Here is a 17,278-nt window from a genome sequence, read left to right on the forward strand (position 1 = left end):
CGCTCACGCCTTCACCAGTCCCTTCGAGGTGCGTCCGCCCAGGGCGAGGTACACGTCCTCCAGGCTCGGCGTGGCCAGCGTGAAATCGTCGAGGGCGGCGAAGGCCGGGCCGCCGGTGACGGCCGCCACCGCCGCCCGCGCCTCGTCGGGTCGCAGGCGCAGCACCCAGCGCCGCCCGGATTGGGTGGCCGCCGTGGCGAGCGAGGCGACCTCCGGGAGCTCCAGCGGCGGCGCGGTGCGCCAGACCAGTTCGAGCCGGACCTCTCCGGACACCTGGGCCTTGAGCCCGGCCGGGGTGTCGCAGGCGATGACCCGGCCCTGGTCGATGACGGCGACCCGGTCGAGGACGGTTTCGGCCTCGATGACGTTGTGGGTGACCAGCAGCACGGTGGCCCCGGCCTCGGCGCGGCGCCGGTCGACGGCGGCCCAGACGGCCCGCCGGGCCACCGGGTCCATGCCGGTCGTGGGCTCGTCGAGCACCAGGACGGGCCGCTCCCCCACCAGGGCGGCGGCGAAGCACGCGAGGCGCCGCTGCCCGCCGGACAGCTTCTTCAGGGGGCGTCCGGCGATCCCGGTCAGTCCGAGTTCTTCCAGTACGGAGTCCCGTGCGGCCCGCGCCTCGCGCAGGCCCAGCCCGCGCAGCCGGCCGGTCGTCTCGGCGGCCAGCGAGACCGTGAGCTCGTCGAGGGCGGTGGATTCCTGGCCGAGGTAGGCGAGCAGCCGGGCCGACCGGTCGGGGTGGCGTACGAGGTCGTGGCCGAGCAGGGTCACCGAGCCGGAGTCGGGCCGCAGGAGGCCGGTGAGCTGGCGGACCAGGGTCGATTTGCCGGCGCCGTTGGGGCCGAGCAGCCCGAAGATCTCGCCGCGCCGCACGTCCAGGGAGATCCCGTCGGTGGCACGGGTCTCGGGCAGGGCCGGGGCCCCGCGCCGTCCTCGTACCGCGGGATACGTCTTGACCAGGTCACGTACCACGCAGATCACGTCGGGGGCCGGTCCAGCGGCTCCTGCCGTGTCCGTATCCGCCTGTGCTGTCCCCGTACTCACGAGGGAGCAGCCTACGGGGTTGCGGCCCCTACTCGGCTGCCGGGGCCGCCGGGGCGACCGCGACGGGGGCCACGGCGGGGGCCACGGGGGCACCGGGGGCGGCGGCCGGACCGGCCGCCGATCCGGCGCCGGCCACGTGTTCCGCGGCCGCCCGTACGTCGATCTCGCGCCAGAACCCGGCCCGGATGGCGTAGCGGTCGTGCTCGTCGATCTGGTCGTCCTTGTGCGCGAGGAGTCCGAACCGGGCGGCGTAGCGCAGCAGCTCGCCGTCGATGCGGTGCGGGATCCGCGGGTACATGGTGGCGAGCTTCTGCAGGTGCACGGTCTCGGGGAGCCGTTCCATCCAGCGGCGGGCGAACACCTGGCCGACCTCGAAGGGGTCGCCGCCGACGGTGGTGATGTCCTCCTCGCGGTCCGCCCAGCGCTGCTCGGCGGAGGTGAGCTGGGCGAGGGTGGGCAGCGAGGCGGTCTCGGCGGGCTCGCCGAGCGGCCCGGCGCGGTCGATCCACCCCTTGTCGGAGGACCACCGCAGGGCGCTGCCGGCCGGGGCCGCGCCGAGGGCCTGGGCCTGGCCGGGCCCGGGGGCGGGTGCGGCGGCGCCGGGTGCGCGCAGGGCTCCCGCGAGGTCCTTCGGGGTGGGGACGGTCTTGCCGTTGGCGGTGGCGGCGGAGCCGGTGGCCGCCGCGCCGCCCTCCTCGGGCTCCACGGGGGCCGCGGGCCGGGTTCCGTTGCCGTTGCCGCGGGCGGCTTCGGCGAGGGCGGCCTCGGGCAGCGGTGCGGAGAGGATGGCGGCGATCTCGGGGCGCGGGGCCGGCGCCGGGGCGCAGAGTCCGGTGAGGTCGCGGGCGCGGACGGCGCGGGTGATCCAGGTGCGGTCCAGGACGCGGCGTTCGTCGGCTTCGGCGACGAGGTCCTCGGACTGGTTGTAGTCGCCGTCGGCGGCCTGGACGGCCCACAGGTGGACGGCGACCCCGTGTTCCTTGGCGGACATGAGGCCGGGCAGCAGGTCCCCGTCGCCGGTGACGAGTACGACGTCCGAGCAGGCCCGGTTGCGGGCGAGTTCGGTGAGCTCGGCGTGCATGGCCGCGTCGACGCCCTTCTGGGCCCAGCGGCCGTCGCTGCGGGTCAGTGCGCCGAGGCGGACGGTGACGCGGGGCATGACGCGCAGTCGCCGGTGCTCGGGCTGGGGGACCCGGTCGGGTGCGCCGTCGAACCAGTAGATCCGCAGGAGCGGCTGCTCGGTGTCGGCTTCGGCGCGCTCGCGCAGGCCCTGGATGAGCGCCGCATGGTCGACGGTGATCCGGGAGCGGGACGGCTCTCCTGCGAGGAGGCTCGCGGCGGCGCCCAGCAGATAGCCGGCGTCCACCAGGACGACGCAGCGGTCCACGCGTACCACCCTCTTCTTCCCTGGGGGTCCTCTGTGTCTTTCGCGGTTTCCCCGAGTCTGCCCGACGGCAACGGCCTTGACGGCCGGAACTCGATCATCGGCGTGGCGTATCTCTCGGAGTCCCCCGGCAGGAGCCCCGACTACGCGCGGTAATGATCCAAAATGCGCCGTTTACGGCGCTGTGTGAGTGTGAAGGCGGCCCTGGCCCCTAAACCCCCCACGGAGGCATCCCATGGCCAAGAACAAGAACCGCCAGCAGCCCGCCAAGTCACAGGACCGCTCGGCCGCACAGGATCCGGCGAAGACCTCGATGGAGTCCTCGCCCGCGGCCTCCGCCCCGGCGGCCCCGAGTCCGCTGCAGATGGCCGGCAAGAAGAGGGAAAAGAAGTTCGGCCACAACTGACGACTCCCCACGCACGCGGGAAGGCCCGCCCCCGTCGACAGGGGCGGGCCTTCCCGCGTGTGGAGCGGGCAGTGCCTAGCCGGCCAGGCAGGACGGGCCGAGCAGCACCTTGAGGTCGCCGAAGAGCGCCGGGTCGGGCTTGACCCGGTGCTTGTCGAGCCGGAGCACGGTGGTGGTGCGCGGCCCCTGGAGCTTGATCCGCACCTCGCTGTTGCCCTGGTGGTGGCGCAGGATCTCGCCGAGCCGGGTCACCATCGGCGGGGTGACCTTGACGGTCGGGATGGTGAGGACGACGGGGGCGTTCGTGCCGGCGTTGGAGAGGTCGGGGACCATCATCTCCATGGCGACCAGCCGGGGGACGTCCTCGCGCTTGTCCAGGCGGCCCTTGACGAAGACGACGGTGTCCTCGACCAGCTGGGTGGAGACGAGCTGGTAGGTCGCCGGGAAGAACATGCACTCGATGGAGCCGGCCAGGTCCTCGACGGTGGCGATGGCCCAGGCGTTGCCCTGCTTGGTCATCTTGCGCTGGAGGCCCGAGATGATGCCGCCGATGGTGACGACCGCGCCGTCGCCGTGCTCTCCGCCGGTGAGCTGGGAGATGCCGGCGTCGGTCTTGTCGGAGAGCACGTGCTCCAGGCCGAAGAGCGGGTGGTCGGAGACGTAGAGGCCGAGCATCTCGCGCTCCTGGGCGAGCAGGTAGGCCTTCTCCCACTCGACGTCGGAGAACTCCACGTCGAGGCCGAACCCGGGCTCGTCGCCCGCGCTCTCGTCGCCCATTCCGCCGAAGAGGTCGAACTGTCCCTCGGCCTCCTTGCGCTTGACGGCGACCACGTTGTCGATCATCGGTTCGTGGTGGGCGACCAGGCCCTTGCGGGTGTGGCCCATCTCGTCGAAGGCGCCGGCCTTGATCAGGGACTCGACGGTGCGCTTGTTGCAGACGACGGCTTCGACCTTGTCGAGGAAGTCGGGGAAGGTGGAGTACTTCCCCTTGGCCTTCCTGCTCTTGATGATCGACTCGACGACGTTGGTGCCGACGTTGCGCACGGCGGTGAGGCCGAAGAGGATCACGTCGTCGCCCTGTGCGGCGAAGTTCGCCTCGGACTCGTTCACGTTCGGCGGGAGCACCTTGATGCCCATCCGGCGGCACTCGTTCAGGTAGATCGCGGACTTGTCCTTGTCGTCCTTGACCGAAGTGAGCAGGCCCGCCATGTACTCGGCCGGGAAATTGGCCTTGAGGTAGGCGGTCCAGTAGGAGACCAGGCCGTACGCGGCCGAGTGGGCCTTGTTGAAGGCGTAGCCGGCGAAGGGGACCAGGACGTCCCACAGCGCCTTGATCGCCTGGTCGCTGAAGCCCTTCTCCTTGGCGCCCGCCTCGAAGATGACGAAGTTCTTCGCCAGTTCGTCGGGCTTCTTCTTGCCCATCACGCGGCGCAGGATGTCGGCCTCGCCGAGCGAGTAGCCGGCGATGATCTGGGCGGCCTTCTGGACCTGCTCCTGGTACACGATGAGGCCGTAGGTGACGCCGAGGATCTCCCTGAGCGGCTCCTCCAGCTCCGGGTGGATCGGGGTGATCTCCTGCTGCTTGTTCTTGCGCAGGGCGTAGTTGGTGTGCGAGTTCATGCCCATCGGGCCCGGCCGGTACAGGGCCGAGACGGCGGAGATGTCCTCGAAGTTGTCGGGCTTCATCAGGCGCAGCAGGGAGCGCATGGGCCCGCCGTCGAACTGGAAGACGCCGAGCGTGTCGCCGCGGCCGAGCAGTTCGAAGGTCTTGGGGTCGTCGAGCGGCAGGCCGAGGAGATCGAGGTCGATCCCCTTGTTGGCCTTCACCATCTTGACGGCGTCGTCCATGATCGTGAGGTTGCGCAGGCCCAGGAAGTCCATCTTGATCAGGCCGAGCGACTCGCACTGGGGGTAGTCCCACTGCGTGATGGTCACGCCGTCCGTGTGCCGGACCCAGACCGGGGCGTGGTCGACGATCGGCTCGCTGGACATGATCACGCCGGCGGCGTGCACGCCCATCTGGCGGACCAGGCCCTCCACACCGCGGGCGGTGTCGATGACCTTCTTCACGTCCGGCTCGTTCTCGTACATCGCCCGGATCTCGCCGGCCTCGCCGTAGCGCGGGTGCGAGGGGTCGGTGATGCCGTTGAGGTCGATGCCCTTGCCGAGGACGTCGGCGGGCATGGCCTTGGTGAGGCGGTCGCCCATGGCGTACGGGTAGCCGAGGACCCGGGCGGAGTCCTTGATGGCGTTCTTCGCCTTGATCTTTCCGTACGTGCCGATCATGGCGACCTTGTCGTCGCCGTACTTGTCGGTCACGTACCGGATCACTTCGACGCGCCTGCGCTCGTCGAAGTCGATGTCGACATCGGGCATGGAGACGCGCTCGGGGTTGAGGAAGCGCTCGAAGATCAGGCCGTGGGTGATCGGGTCGAGGTCGGTGATGCCCATGGCGTACGCGACGATCGAGCCGGCGGCGGAGCCACGGCCGGGGCCCACCGCGATGCCCTGGTTCTTGGCCCACATGATGAAGTCGGCGACGACGAGGAAGTAGCCCGGGAACCCCATCTGGATGATGACGTCCAGCTCGTACTCGGCCTGCTTCTGCCGGTCCTCGGGGACCCCTCCGGGGTAGCGGCGGGCCATGCCGCGCCGCACTTCCTCCTTGAACCAGGTGATCTCGGTGTAGCCCTCTTCGGGGATCTCGAACTTCGGCATGAGGTTCTTGGCCTCGAACATGCCGGTGGTGTCGATCTGCTCCGCCACCAGGAGGGTGTTGCGGCACCCCTCCTGCCAGGCGTCCGAGGAGTCGACGGCGTACATCTCCTCCGTGGACTTCAGGTAGTAGCCGGTGCCGTCGAAGCGGAAGCGGTCCGGGTCCGAGAGGTTCTTGCCGGTCTGGATGCACAGCAGGGCGTCGTGCGCGGCCGACTCGTGCGCGTACGTGTAGTGCGAGTCGTTGGTGACCAGCGGCGGGATGCCGAGCTTCTTGCCGACCTCCAGCAGCCCGTCGCGGACCCGGCGCTCGATCTCGATGCCGTGGTCCATCAGCTCCAGGAAGTAGCGGTCCTTGCCGAAGATGTCCTGGTATTCGGAGGCGGCCTTCAGGGCCTCGTCGAACTGGCCGAGGCGCAGCCTGGTCTGCAGCTCACCCGAGGGGCAGCCGGTGGAGGCGATCAGGCCTTCGGACCACTGGGAGATGGTCTCCTTGTCCATGCGCGGCCACTTCGTGAGCCAGCCCTCGGCGTACGCGTCGGAGGACAGCCGGAAGAGGTTGTGCAGCCCGGTGGAGTTCGCCGCCCAGATCGTCTTGTGGGTGTAACCACCGGAACCGGAGACGTCGTCGCGCTTCTGGTGCGGCTGGCCCCACTGGATGCGCCGCTTGTTGCGCCGGGACTCCGGGGCGACGTACGCCTCGATGCCGATGATCGGCGTCACGCCGGCCTTCTTCGCCGTGTGGAAGAAGTCATAGGCGCCGTGCAGGTTGCCGTGGTCGGACATGGCGATGTGCGTCATGCCCATCTCGTTGCACGCGTTGAACATGTCCTTCAGCCGCGCGGCACCGTCCAGCAGGGAGTACTGGGTGTGGACGTGCAGGTGCGTGAACGGCGTCTTGGTCACGGTGGGGGCCTCCGGGCGGGGAGAGAGGGGGCGGCAGCTATGAATCCTACGTGGCCCGAGTGACAGTTCCCGGGCACGGCGGGGTAGCTTCATCCGTTGCAGACCCAAGGACCCGTGTCCGATATGCGTTCCACCCCGCACCACCTGGAGGCACCCGCCATGGCGGTTCCCGAGACGACCGACGAGCAGCGCGCCGAGCAGATACTCGACGTGTTCGACATCGCCTTCGGCGAGCTGATCACCGCCGACCCCGCGGCCTTCCGCGTCAAGTTCCGCAAGATGGCGGCCTCGGCCTTCGCCTTCTACCGGGGCACCGCCTGCCTCTTCTACGCCGACCTGGAGCGCGAGCGGCACGGCGGCCCGTACCTGGACGAGCGCACCGGCCGGGTGTGGATCCACGGCGATCTGCACGCCGAGAACTTCGGCACCTACATGAACGCCCAGGGCCGGCTGGTCTTCAACGTCAACGACTTCGACGAGGCCTACGTGGGCCCCTTCACCTGGGACCTGAAGCGGTTCTCCGCCTCCGTGGCGCTGCTCGGCTACACCAAGGCGCTCAGCGACGACCAGATCAGCGAGCTGGTACGGATCTACGCGGCCGCCTACCGGGAGCGCATCCACGCACTGGCCACCGGGGCGAAGACCTGTAATTCGTCGGAGCTGCCCGCCTTCACCATGGACACCGCCGAGGGCCCGCTGCTGGACGCCCTGCGCCACGCCCGCCGCCGCACGCGTTTCTCGCTCCTCGACTCGATGACCGAGATCCGCGAGTTCGAGCGCCGCTTCTCCCCCGGCCCCGGGACCATCGAGCTGGACGCGGCCACCCGGTACAAGGTGCTCGCCGCGTTCGACGGGTACCTGGAGACCCTTCCCGACGAGTCCCTGGTCCGCCCGGACTCCTACCGGGTCAAGGACGTGGTGGGCCGCCGGGGCGTCGGGATCGGCTCGGCGGGCCTGCCCTCGTACAACATCCTGCTGGAGGGGCACAGCGACGCCCTGGAGAACGACGTCGTGATCTACCTCAAGCAGGCGCAGACCCCGGCCGTGTCCCGGCACGTCACCGACCGGTCGGTGCGCGAGTACTTCCTGCACGAGGGGCACCGCACCGTGATCTCCCAGCGGGCCCTGCAGGCGCACGCCGACCCGTGGCTCGGCTGGACGGAGCTGGACGGGGCCGGGCAGCTGGTCGCGGAGGTCTCCCCGTACGCGGTGGACCTGGACTGGTCGGACCTGGACGACCCGGAGGAGATCGCGGCGGTGGTCGCGGACCTCGGCCGGGCCACGGCGACCATGCACGGCGCGGCGGACGAGCAGGAGAGCGGTCACACGCTGGTCCCGTTCTCCACCGAGCGGGCCATCGACGCGGCCATCGCCGCCGACGAGGAGGGTTTCGCGGACCTGCTGGTGGACTTCGCGCACGCCTACGGTGCCCGGGCCCGCGCCGACCACCAGATCTTCGTGGACCTGTTCCGCAACGGCCGGATCCTGGCCTAGGCAGGGACCTTCGGCCCGTCCTCACAGGGACGCATGGCAGACTCGCGACGATGGACATATCAGGGGTGGGACTCCGAGGGCTGCGAGCCGCGCTGTTCAGCGCGGTCGTCGTGCTGCTCTCCACGGGCTCGCACGTCCTGCTGTCCCGGGTGCCGCTGCCTCCCGCCCTGGTGGGAGGGGCCTTCGCCGCGGTGTTCGCGATCGCTTTCGCCCTGGCCGGCCGGGAGCGGGGCCTCGGTCACATCGCCGGGCTGCTCGTCCCCCTGGAACTGGCCGCCGACACCGTCCTGACCTCCGGCCAGCACCTTTGCTACGGCCCCGCGGGCGGCCCCGTCTCGGGTCCGCTGCGTGCCCTGGGGCTGGCCGACTTCTGCGGGGGCGGCCCGGTGGGCGGGGCGCTGGCCGAGGTGGGCGGGCCCGCCGACCCGGGAGCGCTGCTGGCCGCGCCCGGACCGTGGGCGCCCTGGCTGCTGCTGGGCGCGCACGTTTCGGTCGGACTGCTCGCCTCGCTGTGGCTGCACTGCGGGGAGCGGGCGCTCGGCCGGCTGCTGCGCGCGGCGTCCGCCTGCGCCTTCCGGCCGCTGCGGATGGCCTCGGCCCGCGCGGCGCGGGCCCTGGCCCCGGTACGGCTCTGGCCCCCGGCGGCGCTGCGGAGCGCGGTGGCCCGTACCCGCTTCCCCGCGCACTCCGTGGGACGGCGGGGACCTCCTCGCGTACCCGGCGCGTTCGCTCGCGCCTGAGGTCCGAAGACAGTCCCCCCTGACAGCCGGCTCCACCGCGGAGCCACACCCCCACGGAGAGAACGATGAGCGCACGCAACAGCCAGGCGAACAAGGCGGCGGCCCGCGAGAAGCTGCGCATCGAGCGCGAGCAGCAGGCCAAGAAGGCCAAGATCCGCCGGCAGGTGTTCGTGGCGGGCGGCGTCGTGGCCGCCCTCGCCCTGGCCGGCGGCGTCGGTTACGCCGTCGTCCAGTCCAACAAGCCGGGCGCCTGGGAGAAGGCCGCCGACGCCCCCCTGGTCAAGCCGAAGAACACCTCGGGCGAGAACGGTACGACGGTGGTCGTCGGCAAGGCCGACGCGAAGAAGACCCTGGAGCTGTACGAGGACGCGCGCTGCCCGGTCTGCGCGAGCTTCGAGCAGGCGGTCGGCCCGCAGGTCAAGAAGGACGTCGACGCCGGCAAGTACAAGATCCAGTTCGTCGGCGCCACCTTCCTGGACAACGGCTTCCCCGGCAGCGGCTCGAAGAACGCCCTGAGCGCGCTGGGCGCGGCCCTCAACGTCAGCCCCGAGGCGTTCCTGGAGTACAAGACGGCCCTCTACTCCGCGGCGAACCACCCGGAGGAGAAGGACGACAAGTTCGCCAAGGACGACTACCTGCTGTCGGTCGCGGACCAGGTCCCGGCGCTCAAGGGGAACGCCGAGTTCAAGAAGGCGCTCGACGAGGGCACCTACGACCGGTGGGCGCTGGAGATGTCGAAGACCTTCGACAAGAGCGGTGTGAAGGGCACGCCGACGCTGAAGATGGACGGCAAGAAGATCGACCCGCTGCCGCAGTCGCCCGAGGCGTTCACGACGGCGATCGACAAGGCCATCGCCGGCTGATCCCTCCCCTCAGGTCATCCCGGCGGACGGGCGAACTCCCAGAGTTCGCCCGTCCGTTGCTTTCACGGGGCTGGTCCCCAGCGGATACCCGTCGGTAATATGATCATCCGTGACCAGTCAACTCTCCCCTTCCGCCCCGGAATCGGCGCTCGCGCCGACCCCCCGCCGCCGTACGGTCGTCCTGGCCGCGGCGGCCACGGCGGCACTCGTCCCGATCGCCGCGCTGGGCGCCGAAGCCGCCCACGCCGCCACGGGAACCGCCGACGCCGGCCCTTCCTTCCTGCACGGCGTCGCCTCGGGCGACCCGCTCCCCGACGGGGTCCTGCTGTGGACCCGCGTCACCCCGACCGCCGATGCCGTACCGGGCTCCGGCGCGGGCCCGGCCGTCGCGGTGGGCTGGGAGGTGGCCGAGGACAAGGCCTTCTCCCGGATCGTCGCGAGCGGCACCGTCACCGCGAGCGCGGCCTCGGACCACACCGTCAAGGCAGACGTACGGGGCCTGCGGCCGCAGACGGCCTACTGGTACCGGTTCACCGCCGGCGCCACCGTCTCCCCGGCCGGGCGCACCCGTACCGCCCCCGCCACCGCGAGCGCGCCCGCCGGGGTCCGCTTCGGCGTGGTCTCCTGCGCCAACTGGGAGTCCGGCTACTTCTCCGCGTACCGCCACCTGGCCGCGCGGGCCGATCTGGACGCCGTACTGCACCTGGGCGACTACATCTACGAGTACCAGAGCGGCGGCTACCCCGAGGCGAAGTACGTCGTGCGCCGGCACGAGCCGCTGCACGAGATCCTCACCCTGGCCGACTACCGCACCCGCCACGGCAGGTACAAGACCGACCCCGATCTGCAGGCCCTGCACCAGGCCCACCCGGTCATCGCGATCTGGGACGACCACGAGATAGCCAACGACACCTGGTCCGGCGGCGCGGAGAACCACGATCCCGCCACCGAGGGCTCCTTCGCGGCCCGCGCGGCAGCCGCCCGGCAGGCGTACTTCGAGTGGATGCCGGTCCGCACCTCCACCGAGGGCACCGTCTACCGCCGGCTGCGCTTCGGCACCCTCGCCGACCTGCACCTGTTGGACCTGCGCACCTTCCGCTCGCAGCAGGCGGGCATCGGCAGCGGCGCGGTGGACGACCCGGAGCGCACCCTCACCGGGCGGGCCCAGCTGGACTGGCTGAAGGCCGGGCTGGCCGGCTCGCAGGCCACCTGGAAGCTGGTGGGCACCTCGGTGATGATCTCGCCGGTGGCCTTCGGCTCGCTGCCGGCGCACCTGCTGGGTCCGCTCGCCGAACTGCTCGGCCTGCCCGCGGGCGGCCTCGCGGTCAACGTGGACCAGTGGGACGGGTACACGGACGACCGCCGCGAGCTGCTGGGTCACCTGACGGATCGTTCCGTGCGCAACACCGTCTTCCTGACCGGTGACATCCACATGGCCTGGGCGAACGACGTGCCGGTGACGGCCGCCACCTACCCGTGGTCGCGGTCGGCGGGCGTGGAGTTCGTGGTGACGTCGGTGACCTCCGACAACATCGACGACCTGCTGCACGTGCCGGCCGATACCGCCTCGCTGGTCGCCGAGACGGCCATCAAGGCCGCCAACCGGCACGTGAAATGGCTGGACATGGACGCCCACGGCTACGGCGTGCTGGACGTGACGGCCGAGCGTTCCCAGATGGACTACTACGTGATTTCGGACAAGCGGCGCCAGGACGCCACGGCCGCCTGGGCGCGCTCGTACCGCACCCTGAACGGGACCCAGAAGGTCGAGCGGGCGGATCGGCCCGTGCGCTGACACTCAGCCAGATTTCCCGTTCGGAGGGGCGCTTGGCGTAGACCAGGCGCCCCTTTGACATCAGAAGCAACAAATCTTTTACGTAGAACACTTGACCTGTTTATGACATGCGCACGTAAGATTCCCGCCAGCTGAGGAGATCCCTCCCGCTCAACCCCCCACTCGCGAGGAGCACACGTGCGCGCTCTTGCCCGCATATCCCCCCTTCTTCGCCGCCGCCTGATGGGTGCCGCCGTACTCACCGGCACCCTGGCCTTCACCCCGCTCGCCGCCCCCACCACGGTCGCCGCCGCCAAGACCGGCGCCGAGGTGTGCGCCGAGGACGCGGGCACCGCGGCGAACGCCCGCGTGGCGCGCCCGAAGGACCAGCACGCGGCCGAGCCGAACGAGGTCACCGAGACCCAGTCCAAGGCGATGGACGCCGATCTCAAGGCGAAGCTGGACAAGATCTCGAAGGAGCCGCGCAGCCTGCGCGCCGCCGAGGCGGCCACGAGCATCCCGGTGTACTTCCACGTCATCCACTCCGGCACCACCGGAAAGCTGACGTCCACCGACATCGGCAAGCAGCTGGCGGTCCTGAACGCGGCCTACGCCGGCCAGGGCTCCGGAAACGTCGACAGCAGCTACCAGTTCACCCTGGCGGGCACCGACTACACGGACAACGCGAGCTGGTACAACCTGGCTTCCGGCTCCACGGCCGAGAAGAACATGAAGAACACCCTGCGCAAGGGCGGCGCGAACGCCCTCAACTTCTACACCGCCAACCTCTCCGGCGGGCTGCTGGGCTGGGCCACCTTCCCCAGCTCCTACGCCTCGCAGCCGAAGATGGACGGCGTGGTCGTCCTGGACACCTCGCTGCCGGGCGGCTCCGCCGCCAACTACAACGAGGGCGACACCGCGACCCACGAGGTCGGCCACTGGATGGGTCTGTACCACACCTTCCAGGGCGGCTGTAACGGCGCCGGCGACTCCGTCTCGGACACCCCGGCCGAGAAGAGCGCGGCCTTCGAGTGCCCGACCGGGCGCGACACCTGCGCCAGCAAGGCGGGCGTCGACCCGATCCACAACTTCATGGACTACACGTACGACTCCTGCATGTACCAGTTCACCGCGGGCCAGGTGACCCGCATGAAGAGCATGTGGACGGCCTACCGCGCCTGACGCTCCGGCACTGTGCCGATGTGACGGTGTGACGATGTGACGCACTCATGACGATGGGGCCCCGCACGCGGGGCCCCATTGCCGTGTCCGGCCTACAGACCGTCGAGGAAGGCGAGGGCGACCGCCCAGGCCTTCTCCGCCGCCTCGGCGTCGTAGTCGTCCAGCCCCGGGTCCGTGAACAGGTGCCCGGCCCCCGGATAGCCGTGGACCTCCACGTCCGCCCCGGCCTTGCGCATCCGCAGGTACCAGGCCGTCAGCCAGTCGTGCGGCTCGAAGGGGTCCGGGTCCGCGATGTGCAGCTGCACCGGCAGCTCGTCGACGTAGACGCCCTCCTCCAGGTCGGCCGTCCCGTGCAGGAGCAGCAGCCCGCGCGCCTTCTCGTCGGCGAGCGCCAGGTGCTGGGCGATCGAGCCCCCGAAGGAGAAGCCGGCATAGACCAGGCCCTGGTCGGAGTGGGGGGCCGAGGCCAGTACCGCCCGCTTGAGCAGCTCGTCGCGGCCGATCTCCTCCTGGTGGGCCATGCCCTCCTCGACGGTCTCGAAGGTGCGCCCCTCGAAGAGGTCCGGCACTTGGACCTGGTGCCCGGCCGCGCGCAGCCGGTCGGCCGCCTCCCGCACGGCGGGCCGCAGCCCGTAGGTCGAATGGAAAAGCATGATGTTCATGCCCCCATCGTGCCAGTTTCGAGCGACCCTCCTCCGGTTACGTTGGCCTGCATGGACACGGACTCCTTCCTGCGCCCGATCGCGGCCGTCGCCGGCACCCTGGCCGTCACCCTGCTCGCGGGCTGGCTGCTGGACCTGCTGCTGCGCCGGGCCGACGCCCGACACAGCGAGACCCCGCTGTGGGGGCTGCTGCGCCGCTGCCGCCCGCCGTTCCTGGTGGTCCTGGCCGCCTCCCTGCTCCAGGCCGTGCGCCGGCGCGCGGACGGCCCCGGGCACGTGCTGACCCTGGTGCTGATCGCGGCGGCCGCGTGGCTGCTGATCCGCATCACGACGGCGATCGTGGACTCCACGTACGCCCGCTACGCGGCCGACGCCTCCGACCAGGCCAGGGTCCGCCGGGTCCGTACGCAGGTCACGCTGATCCAGCGGGTGGTTACGGCGGTGGTGATCGTCGTGGCCCTCGGCGCGATGCTCCTGACGTTCCCCGAGATGCGGACGGTGGGCACCTCGATGCTGGCCTCGGCGGGCGTACTCGGCATCGTGGCGGGCATCGCGGCGCAGGCCGCCCTCGGCAACCTCTTCGCCGGACTCCAGATCGCCTTCGGCGACACCGTCCGGATCGGCGACACGGTGGTGGTGGACAAGGAGTGGGGCACGGTGGAGGAGATCACCCTCACCTTCCTGACGGTCCGCACCTGGGACGAGCGCCGGATCACGATGCCGGTCTCGTACTTCACGAGCAAGCCGTACGAGAACTGGTCGCGCGGTGGCGCGCAGATGACGGGCACCGTGTTCTGGCACCTGGACCACAGCGCCCCGGTGGACCTGATGCGCGAGCAACTCCAGCGGATCCTGCGGGACATCCCGGAATGGGACGGCCGCACCGGCTCCCTGGCGGTCACCGACACCACCCCGCACACCATCCAGATCCGCGCGGTGGTCACGGCGAAGGACGGCGACGCCGTCTGGACCGTCCGCTGCGCGGTCCGCGAACGCCTCATCACCTGGCTGACGGCCCACCACCCGTACGCCCTGCCGCGCGTCATCACGACGGAAGCGGTGCCTCCGCCCGGCCCCTGACCTACTCGGCGCAGGCCGAGATCACACCTTGGCGGGGGATCCGGCGGTGTGCTCCTCACCCCGCTGCTCGTCGCCCCGCTGCTCCTCGCCCCGCTGCTCCGGGGCCCCCTGGACGGGGGGCCGGGTGGCGGCCGGGGGCTTGCCGGGGAGGGCGAGCGAGATGAGCGCGCCGAGCAGGATGCCCGCGGCGGCGATGTAGACGGCGGTCCGGGTGCCGTCCGCCATGCCGGTCCCGAGCGCGTCCCCGGCGGGACCGTCGATGCCGGCGTGGGCGATGGCGATCAGGACGGCGAGGCCGACCGCGCCGCCGATCTGCTGGGTGGTGGAGGCCATGCCGGAGGCGATGCCCTGCTCGTGCGGGGCCACGCCGGAGGCGGCGGCGATCCACATGCCGGTCCAGGCGATGCCCTGCCCGACGCCCGCGATGACGAGGCCGGGGACGAGGGTCGCGTAGCCGCCGTCGGCGGAGATCGAGGAGGCGAGGACGGCGGTACCGGTCGCGCCGACGGCGAGGCCGGTGACGAGGGTCGTCCGGGTCGCGGTGCGGGTGGCCATGCGCTCGCCGGCCTGGGTGCCCGCGGCGATGGAGAGCGAGGGGACCAGGAAGGCCAGGCCGGTCTCCAGGGCGCTGAAGCCGTGCACGCTCTGGAAGAGGACGGTGAGGAAGTACGGCAGGGCGCTGAAGGTGCCCATGAAGAGGAAGGTGACGGCCATGGCGACCGCGAGGCTGCGGTTGCCGAAGAGCCGCAGCGGCATCAGCGGGTCCGCGCTCTTCGCCTCGATGAGGGCGAAGAGGGCGAGCAGGGCCACGGCGGCGACGGCGCTGACGATGATCCCGGTGGAGGTCCAGCCGCTGTCGGGGCCCTGGACCAGCACGTAGACCAGCAGGGTCACACCGAGCGTGGCGGTGACGGCGCCGGGCAGGTCGAAGCTGCGGCGTTCGGTGGCCTTCGTATCGCGCGGCATGACGGCGAGGGCGGCGATGAGCACGATGCCGGCCAGCGGGACGTTGACGAAGAAGACCGAGGCCCAGCCGAAGGCGCCGGTGAGGACTCCGCCGAGGAGCGAGCCGAGGGTGAGCCCGGAGGCGCCGGCGCCGCCCCAGATCGCGAGCGCCTTGTTGCGCTCCTTGCCCTCGGTGAACAGGGTGTTGATCAGTGACAGCGTGGCCGGGAAGAGCAGCGCACCGCCCAGGCCCTGCACCGCGCGGACCGCGATCATCGTCTCCGGGTTGCCGGCGAAGCCGCCGACCAGTGAGGACACGGCGTACAGGCCGAGGGCGAGGGCGAACACGGTGCGCTTGCCGAGCAGGTCGGCTGCGCGCCCGCCGAGGAGGAGGAAGCCGCCAAAGACCACCGCGTAGGCGCTGACCACCCACTGGAGCGACTGGTCGGTGAAGCCCAGCTCCTCGCCGATCTCCGGCAGGGCCACGTAGACGATGTTGAAGTCCAGGGAAATGATCAGCTGGGCGAAGGCCAGGAGGGCGAGGATCCAGCCGAGGCGGGGAGTCCCCGCGCCTGACGGGGAGGCGGAACGGGTGACGGGCATGGGAGTGGCGACCTTTCCGGGACCAGACAGTACGAGAAAGTACGTACAATTACTGTCCACGGATAGTCGTACGATAAGGAGAGGCCTGTCAACCGTTCGACCATCCTTGGACATACGAGCTACTTTTGAGGCATGACTGTCAATCACCCGGCCAGGGACCAGATCACGCTGGAGAACGTGTTCACGGCCCTGGGCAACCCCATGCGGCTCACCGTGGTCCGCGCCCTGGCGGCCGGCGGCGAGCACCCGTGCGGGAGCCTGCTCGAAGGCGTCTCCAAATCGACGCTCACCCACCATTGGCGGGTCCTGCGCGAGGGCGGCATCATCTGGCAGCGCCCGTCCGGCAGAGAACTGCTCCTGTCCCTGCGGCGCGAGGACCTCGACGCGCGCTTCCCCGGACTGCTCGACGCGGTCCTCGGAGCGATCTCGGCCGACGCACCGCCCCGCGCGGCCGGCGCCCGCCCCACGGGCTGATCCCCAAGACCGGGCGGCCGGACCGGGAACACCCGGTACGGCCGCCACGGTTGCACCGACCGAGGGACCGGCGCCGCACGGGCCCGGACCACCACGTACGTCCGCAGGAGGACCGTTCCATGGCTGACCGGCCGTTGACGCTCATGGCAGTGCACGCCCACCCCGACGACGAGGCCACCGGAACGGGAGGGGTCCTCGCGCGGTACGCGGCGGAGGGCATCCGCACGGTTCTCGTGACGTGTACCGACGGCCGCTGCGGTGACGGACCGGGAGGCTCCAAGCCGGGCGATCCCGGGCACGATCCGGCGGCCGTCGCCGCCATGCGCCGCCGGGAACTCGACGCGAGCTGTGGCGTCCTGAAGATCTCCGACCTGGAGACGCTCGACTACGCCGACTCCGGGATGATGGGCTGGCCCAGCAACGACGCCCCCGGTTCCTTCTGGCAGACCCCCGTGGAGGAAGGCGCCGCCCGGCTCGCGGAACTCATGCGGCAGTACCGGCCCGACGTGGTCGTCACCTATGACGAGAACGGCTTCTACGGCCACCCCGACCACATCCAGGCCCACCGGATCACGATGGCGGCGCTGGAGATGACCGAGCTGACGCCGAAGGTGTACTGGACGACGATGCCCCACTCGCTGATGCGGCAGTTCGGCGCGATCATGCGGGAGTTCCAGGACGACATGCCGGAGCCGGATCCCGCCGAGGCCGCCGCGCTGGCCGAGATCGGCCTCCCCGACGACGAGATCAGCACGTGGGTGGACACCCTCGCGTTCAGCGGTCAGAAGTACGACGCGCTGGCCGCACACGCCAGTCAGGGCGAGGGCATCTTCTTCCTCAAGATGGGCAAGGAGAAGTTCGGCGAGCTGATGGGCACGGAGACCTTCGTGCGCGTCAAGGACTCCACGGGCGCGGCCGTACCCGAGAACGACCTCTTCGCCGGCCTGCGCTGATCCCCCGCCCGGCCGGGGTCCGGCAATCCGGTCCGACAATCCGGTCCGGCGAC

Annotated in this window: 14 protein-coding genes; 9 read left to right on the top strand and 5 right to left on the bottom strand. The window is 70.8% G+C overall.

All coding sequences use genetic code 11. From position 1 onward, the window contains the following. Positions 1-3: 3 nt before the first annotated feature. Together OG247_RS12345 and OG247_RS12350 are read right to left on the bottom strand one after the other, a co-directional pair. Positions 4-1,044, bottom strand: coding sequence for an ABC transporter ATP-binding protein (locus OG247_RS12345; RefSeq protein WP_442813261.1), 1,041 nt, complete (start codon positions 1,042-1,044; stop codon positions 4-6). A 28-nt stretch (positions 1,045-1,072) separates the two neighbouring features. Further along, a complete protein-coding gene (locus OG247_RS12350) occupies positions 1,073-2,431 on the bottom strand; it encodes an NYN domain-containing protein (protein ID WP_327252282.1) in 1,359 nt (452 codons plus the stop codon). Between the two features lie 232 nt (positions 2,432-2,663). Between OG247_RS12350 and OG247_RS12355 the strand changes: the two genes are divergently transcribed. Further along, positions 2,664-2,834, top strand: a complete 171-nt coding sequence (locus OG247_RS12355; protein WP_327252283.1) for a hypothetical protein — start codon at positions 2,664-2,666, stop codon at positions 2,832-2,834. Positions 2,835-2,909: 75 nt separating this feature from the next. On the opposite strand, the gene dnaE is transcribed toward OG247_RS12355, so the two are convergent. After that, positions 2,910-6,455, bottom strand: a complete 3,546-nt coding sequence (dnaE, locus tag OG247_RS12360) for a DNA polymerase III subunit alpha (RefSeq protein WP_327252284.1) — start codon at positions 6,453-6,455, stop codon at positions 2,910-2,912. 159 nt (positions 6,456-6,614) lie between these two features. Between dnaE and OG247_RS12365 the strand changes: the two genes are divergently transcribed. The 5 genes from OG247_RS12365 to OG247_RS12385 all read left to right on the top strand — a co-directional run bounded on the left by OG247_RS12365 (position 6,615) and on the right by OG247_RS12385 (position 12,508). Beyond that, complete coding sequence (locus OG247_RS12365; RefSeq protein ID WP_327257442.1) at positions 6,615-7,949, top strand: DUF2252 domain-containing protein; 1,335 nt, start codon at positions 6,615-6,617, stop codon at positions 7,947-7,949. 50 nt (positions 7,950-7,999) lie between these two features. Then, positions 8,000-8,689 (top strand): hypothetical protein, encoded by a 690-nt coding sequence (locus OG247_RS12370; protein ID WP_327252285.1) that lies wholly within the window; start codon positions 8,000-8,002, stop codon positions 8,687-8,689. Between the two features lie 65 nt (positions 8,690-8,754). After that, positions 8,755-9,552 (top strand): DsbA family protein, encoded by a 798-nt coding sequence (locus OG247_RS12375; RefSeq protein WP_327252286.1) that lies wholly within the window; start codon positions 8,755-8,757, stop codon positions 9,550-9,552. Positions 9,553-9,661: 109 nt separating this feature from the next. Next, positions 9,662-11,347 carry an alkaline phosphatase D family protein gene (locus OG247_RS12380; RefSeq protein WP_327252287.1) on the top strand — a complete coding sequence of 562 codons (1,686 nt, stop codon included), beginning with the start codon at positions 9,662-9,664 and terminating at the stop codon, positions 11,345-11,347. A 222-nt stretch (positions 11,348-11,569) separates the two neighbouring features. Continuing rightward, on the top strand, positions 11,570-12,508 hold the full coding sequence (locus OG247_RS12385) for a zinc metalloprotease (protein WP_327257443.1): 939 nt from the start codon (positions 11,570-11,572) through the stop codon (positions 12,506-12,508). A 92-nt stretch (positions 12,509-12,600) separates the two neighbouring features. Here OG247_RS12385 and OG247_RS12390 read toward each other — a convergent pair whose 3' ends face one another. After that, a complete protein-coding gene (locus tag OG247_RS12390; protein WP_327252288.1) occupies positions 12,601-13,170 on the bottom strand; it encodes a dienelactone hydrolase family protein in 570 nt (189 codons plus the stop codon). Positions 13,171-13,221: 51 nt separating this feature from the next. Here OG247_RS12390 and OG247_RS12395 point away from each other — a divergent pair, with 51 nt between their 5' ends. Continuing rightward, on the top strand, positions 13,222-14,250 hold the full coding sequence (locus tag OG247_RS12395; RefSeq protein ID WP_327252289.1) for a mechanosensitive ion channel family protein: 1,029 nt from the start codon (positions 13,222-13,224) through the stop codon (positions 14,248-14,250). Between the two features lie 21 nt (positions 14,251-14,271). Here OG247_RS12395 and OG247_RS12400 read toward each other — a convergent pair whose 3' ends face one another. After that, entirely contained in the window at positions 14,272-15,798 is a 1,527-nt protein-coding gene (locus OG247_RS12400; protein ID WP_327252290.1) for an MFS transporter, read from the bottom strand. Between the two features lie 132 nt (positions 15,799-15,930). Here OG247_RS12400 and OG247_RS12405 point away from each other — a divergent pair, with 132 nt between their 5' ends. Both OG247_RS12405 and OG247_RS12410 read left to right on the top strand, forming a co-directional pair. Then, on the top strand, positions 15,931-16,272 hold the full coding sequence (locus tag OG247_RS12405) for an ArsR/SmtB family transcription factor (protein ID WP_327252291.1): 342 nt from the start codon (positions 15,931-15,933) through the stop codon (positions 16,270-16,272). A 119-nt stretch (positions 16,273-16,391) separates the two neighbouring features. Next, a complete protein-coding gene (locus OG247_RS12410) occupies positions 16,392-17,225 on the top strand; it encodes a PIG-L family deacetylase (RefSeq protein WP_327252292.1) in 834 nt (277 codons plus the stop codon). Positions 17,226-17,278 lie beyond the last annotated feature (53 nt).

This window comes from Streptomyces sp. NBC_01244 (assembly GCF_035987325.1).
Lineage (GTDB): Bacteria > Actinomycetota > Actinomycetes > Streptomycetales > Streptomycetaceae > Streptomyces.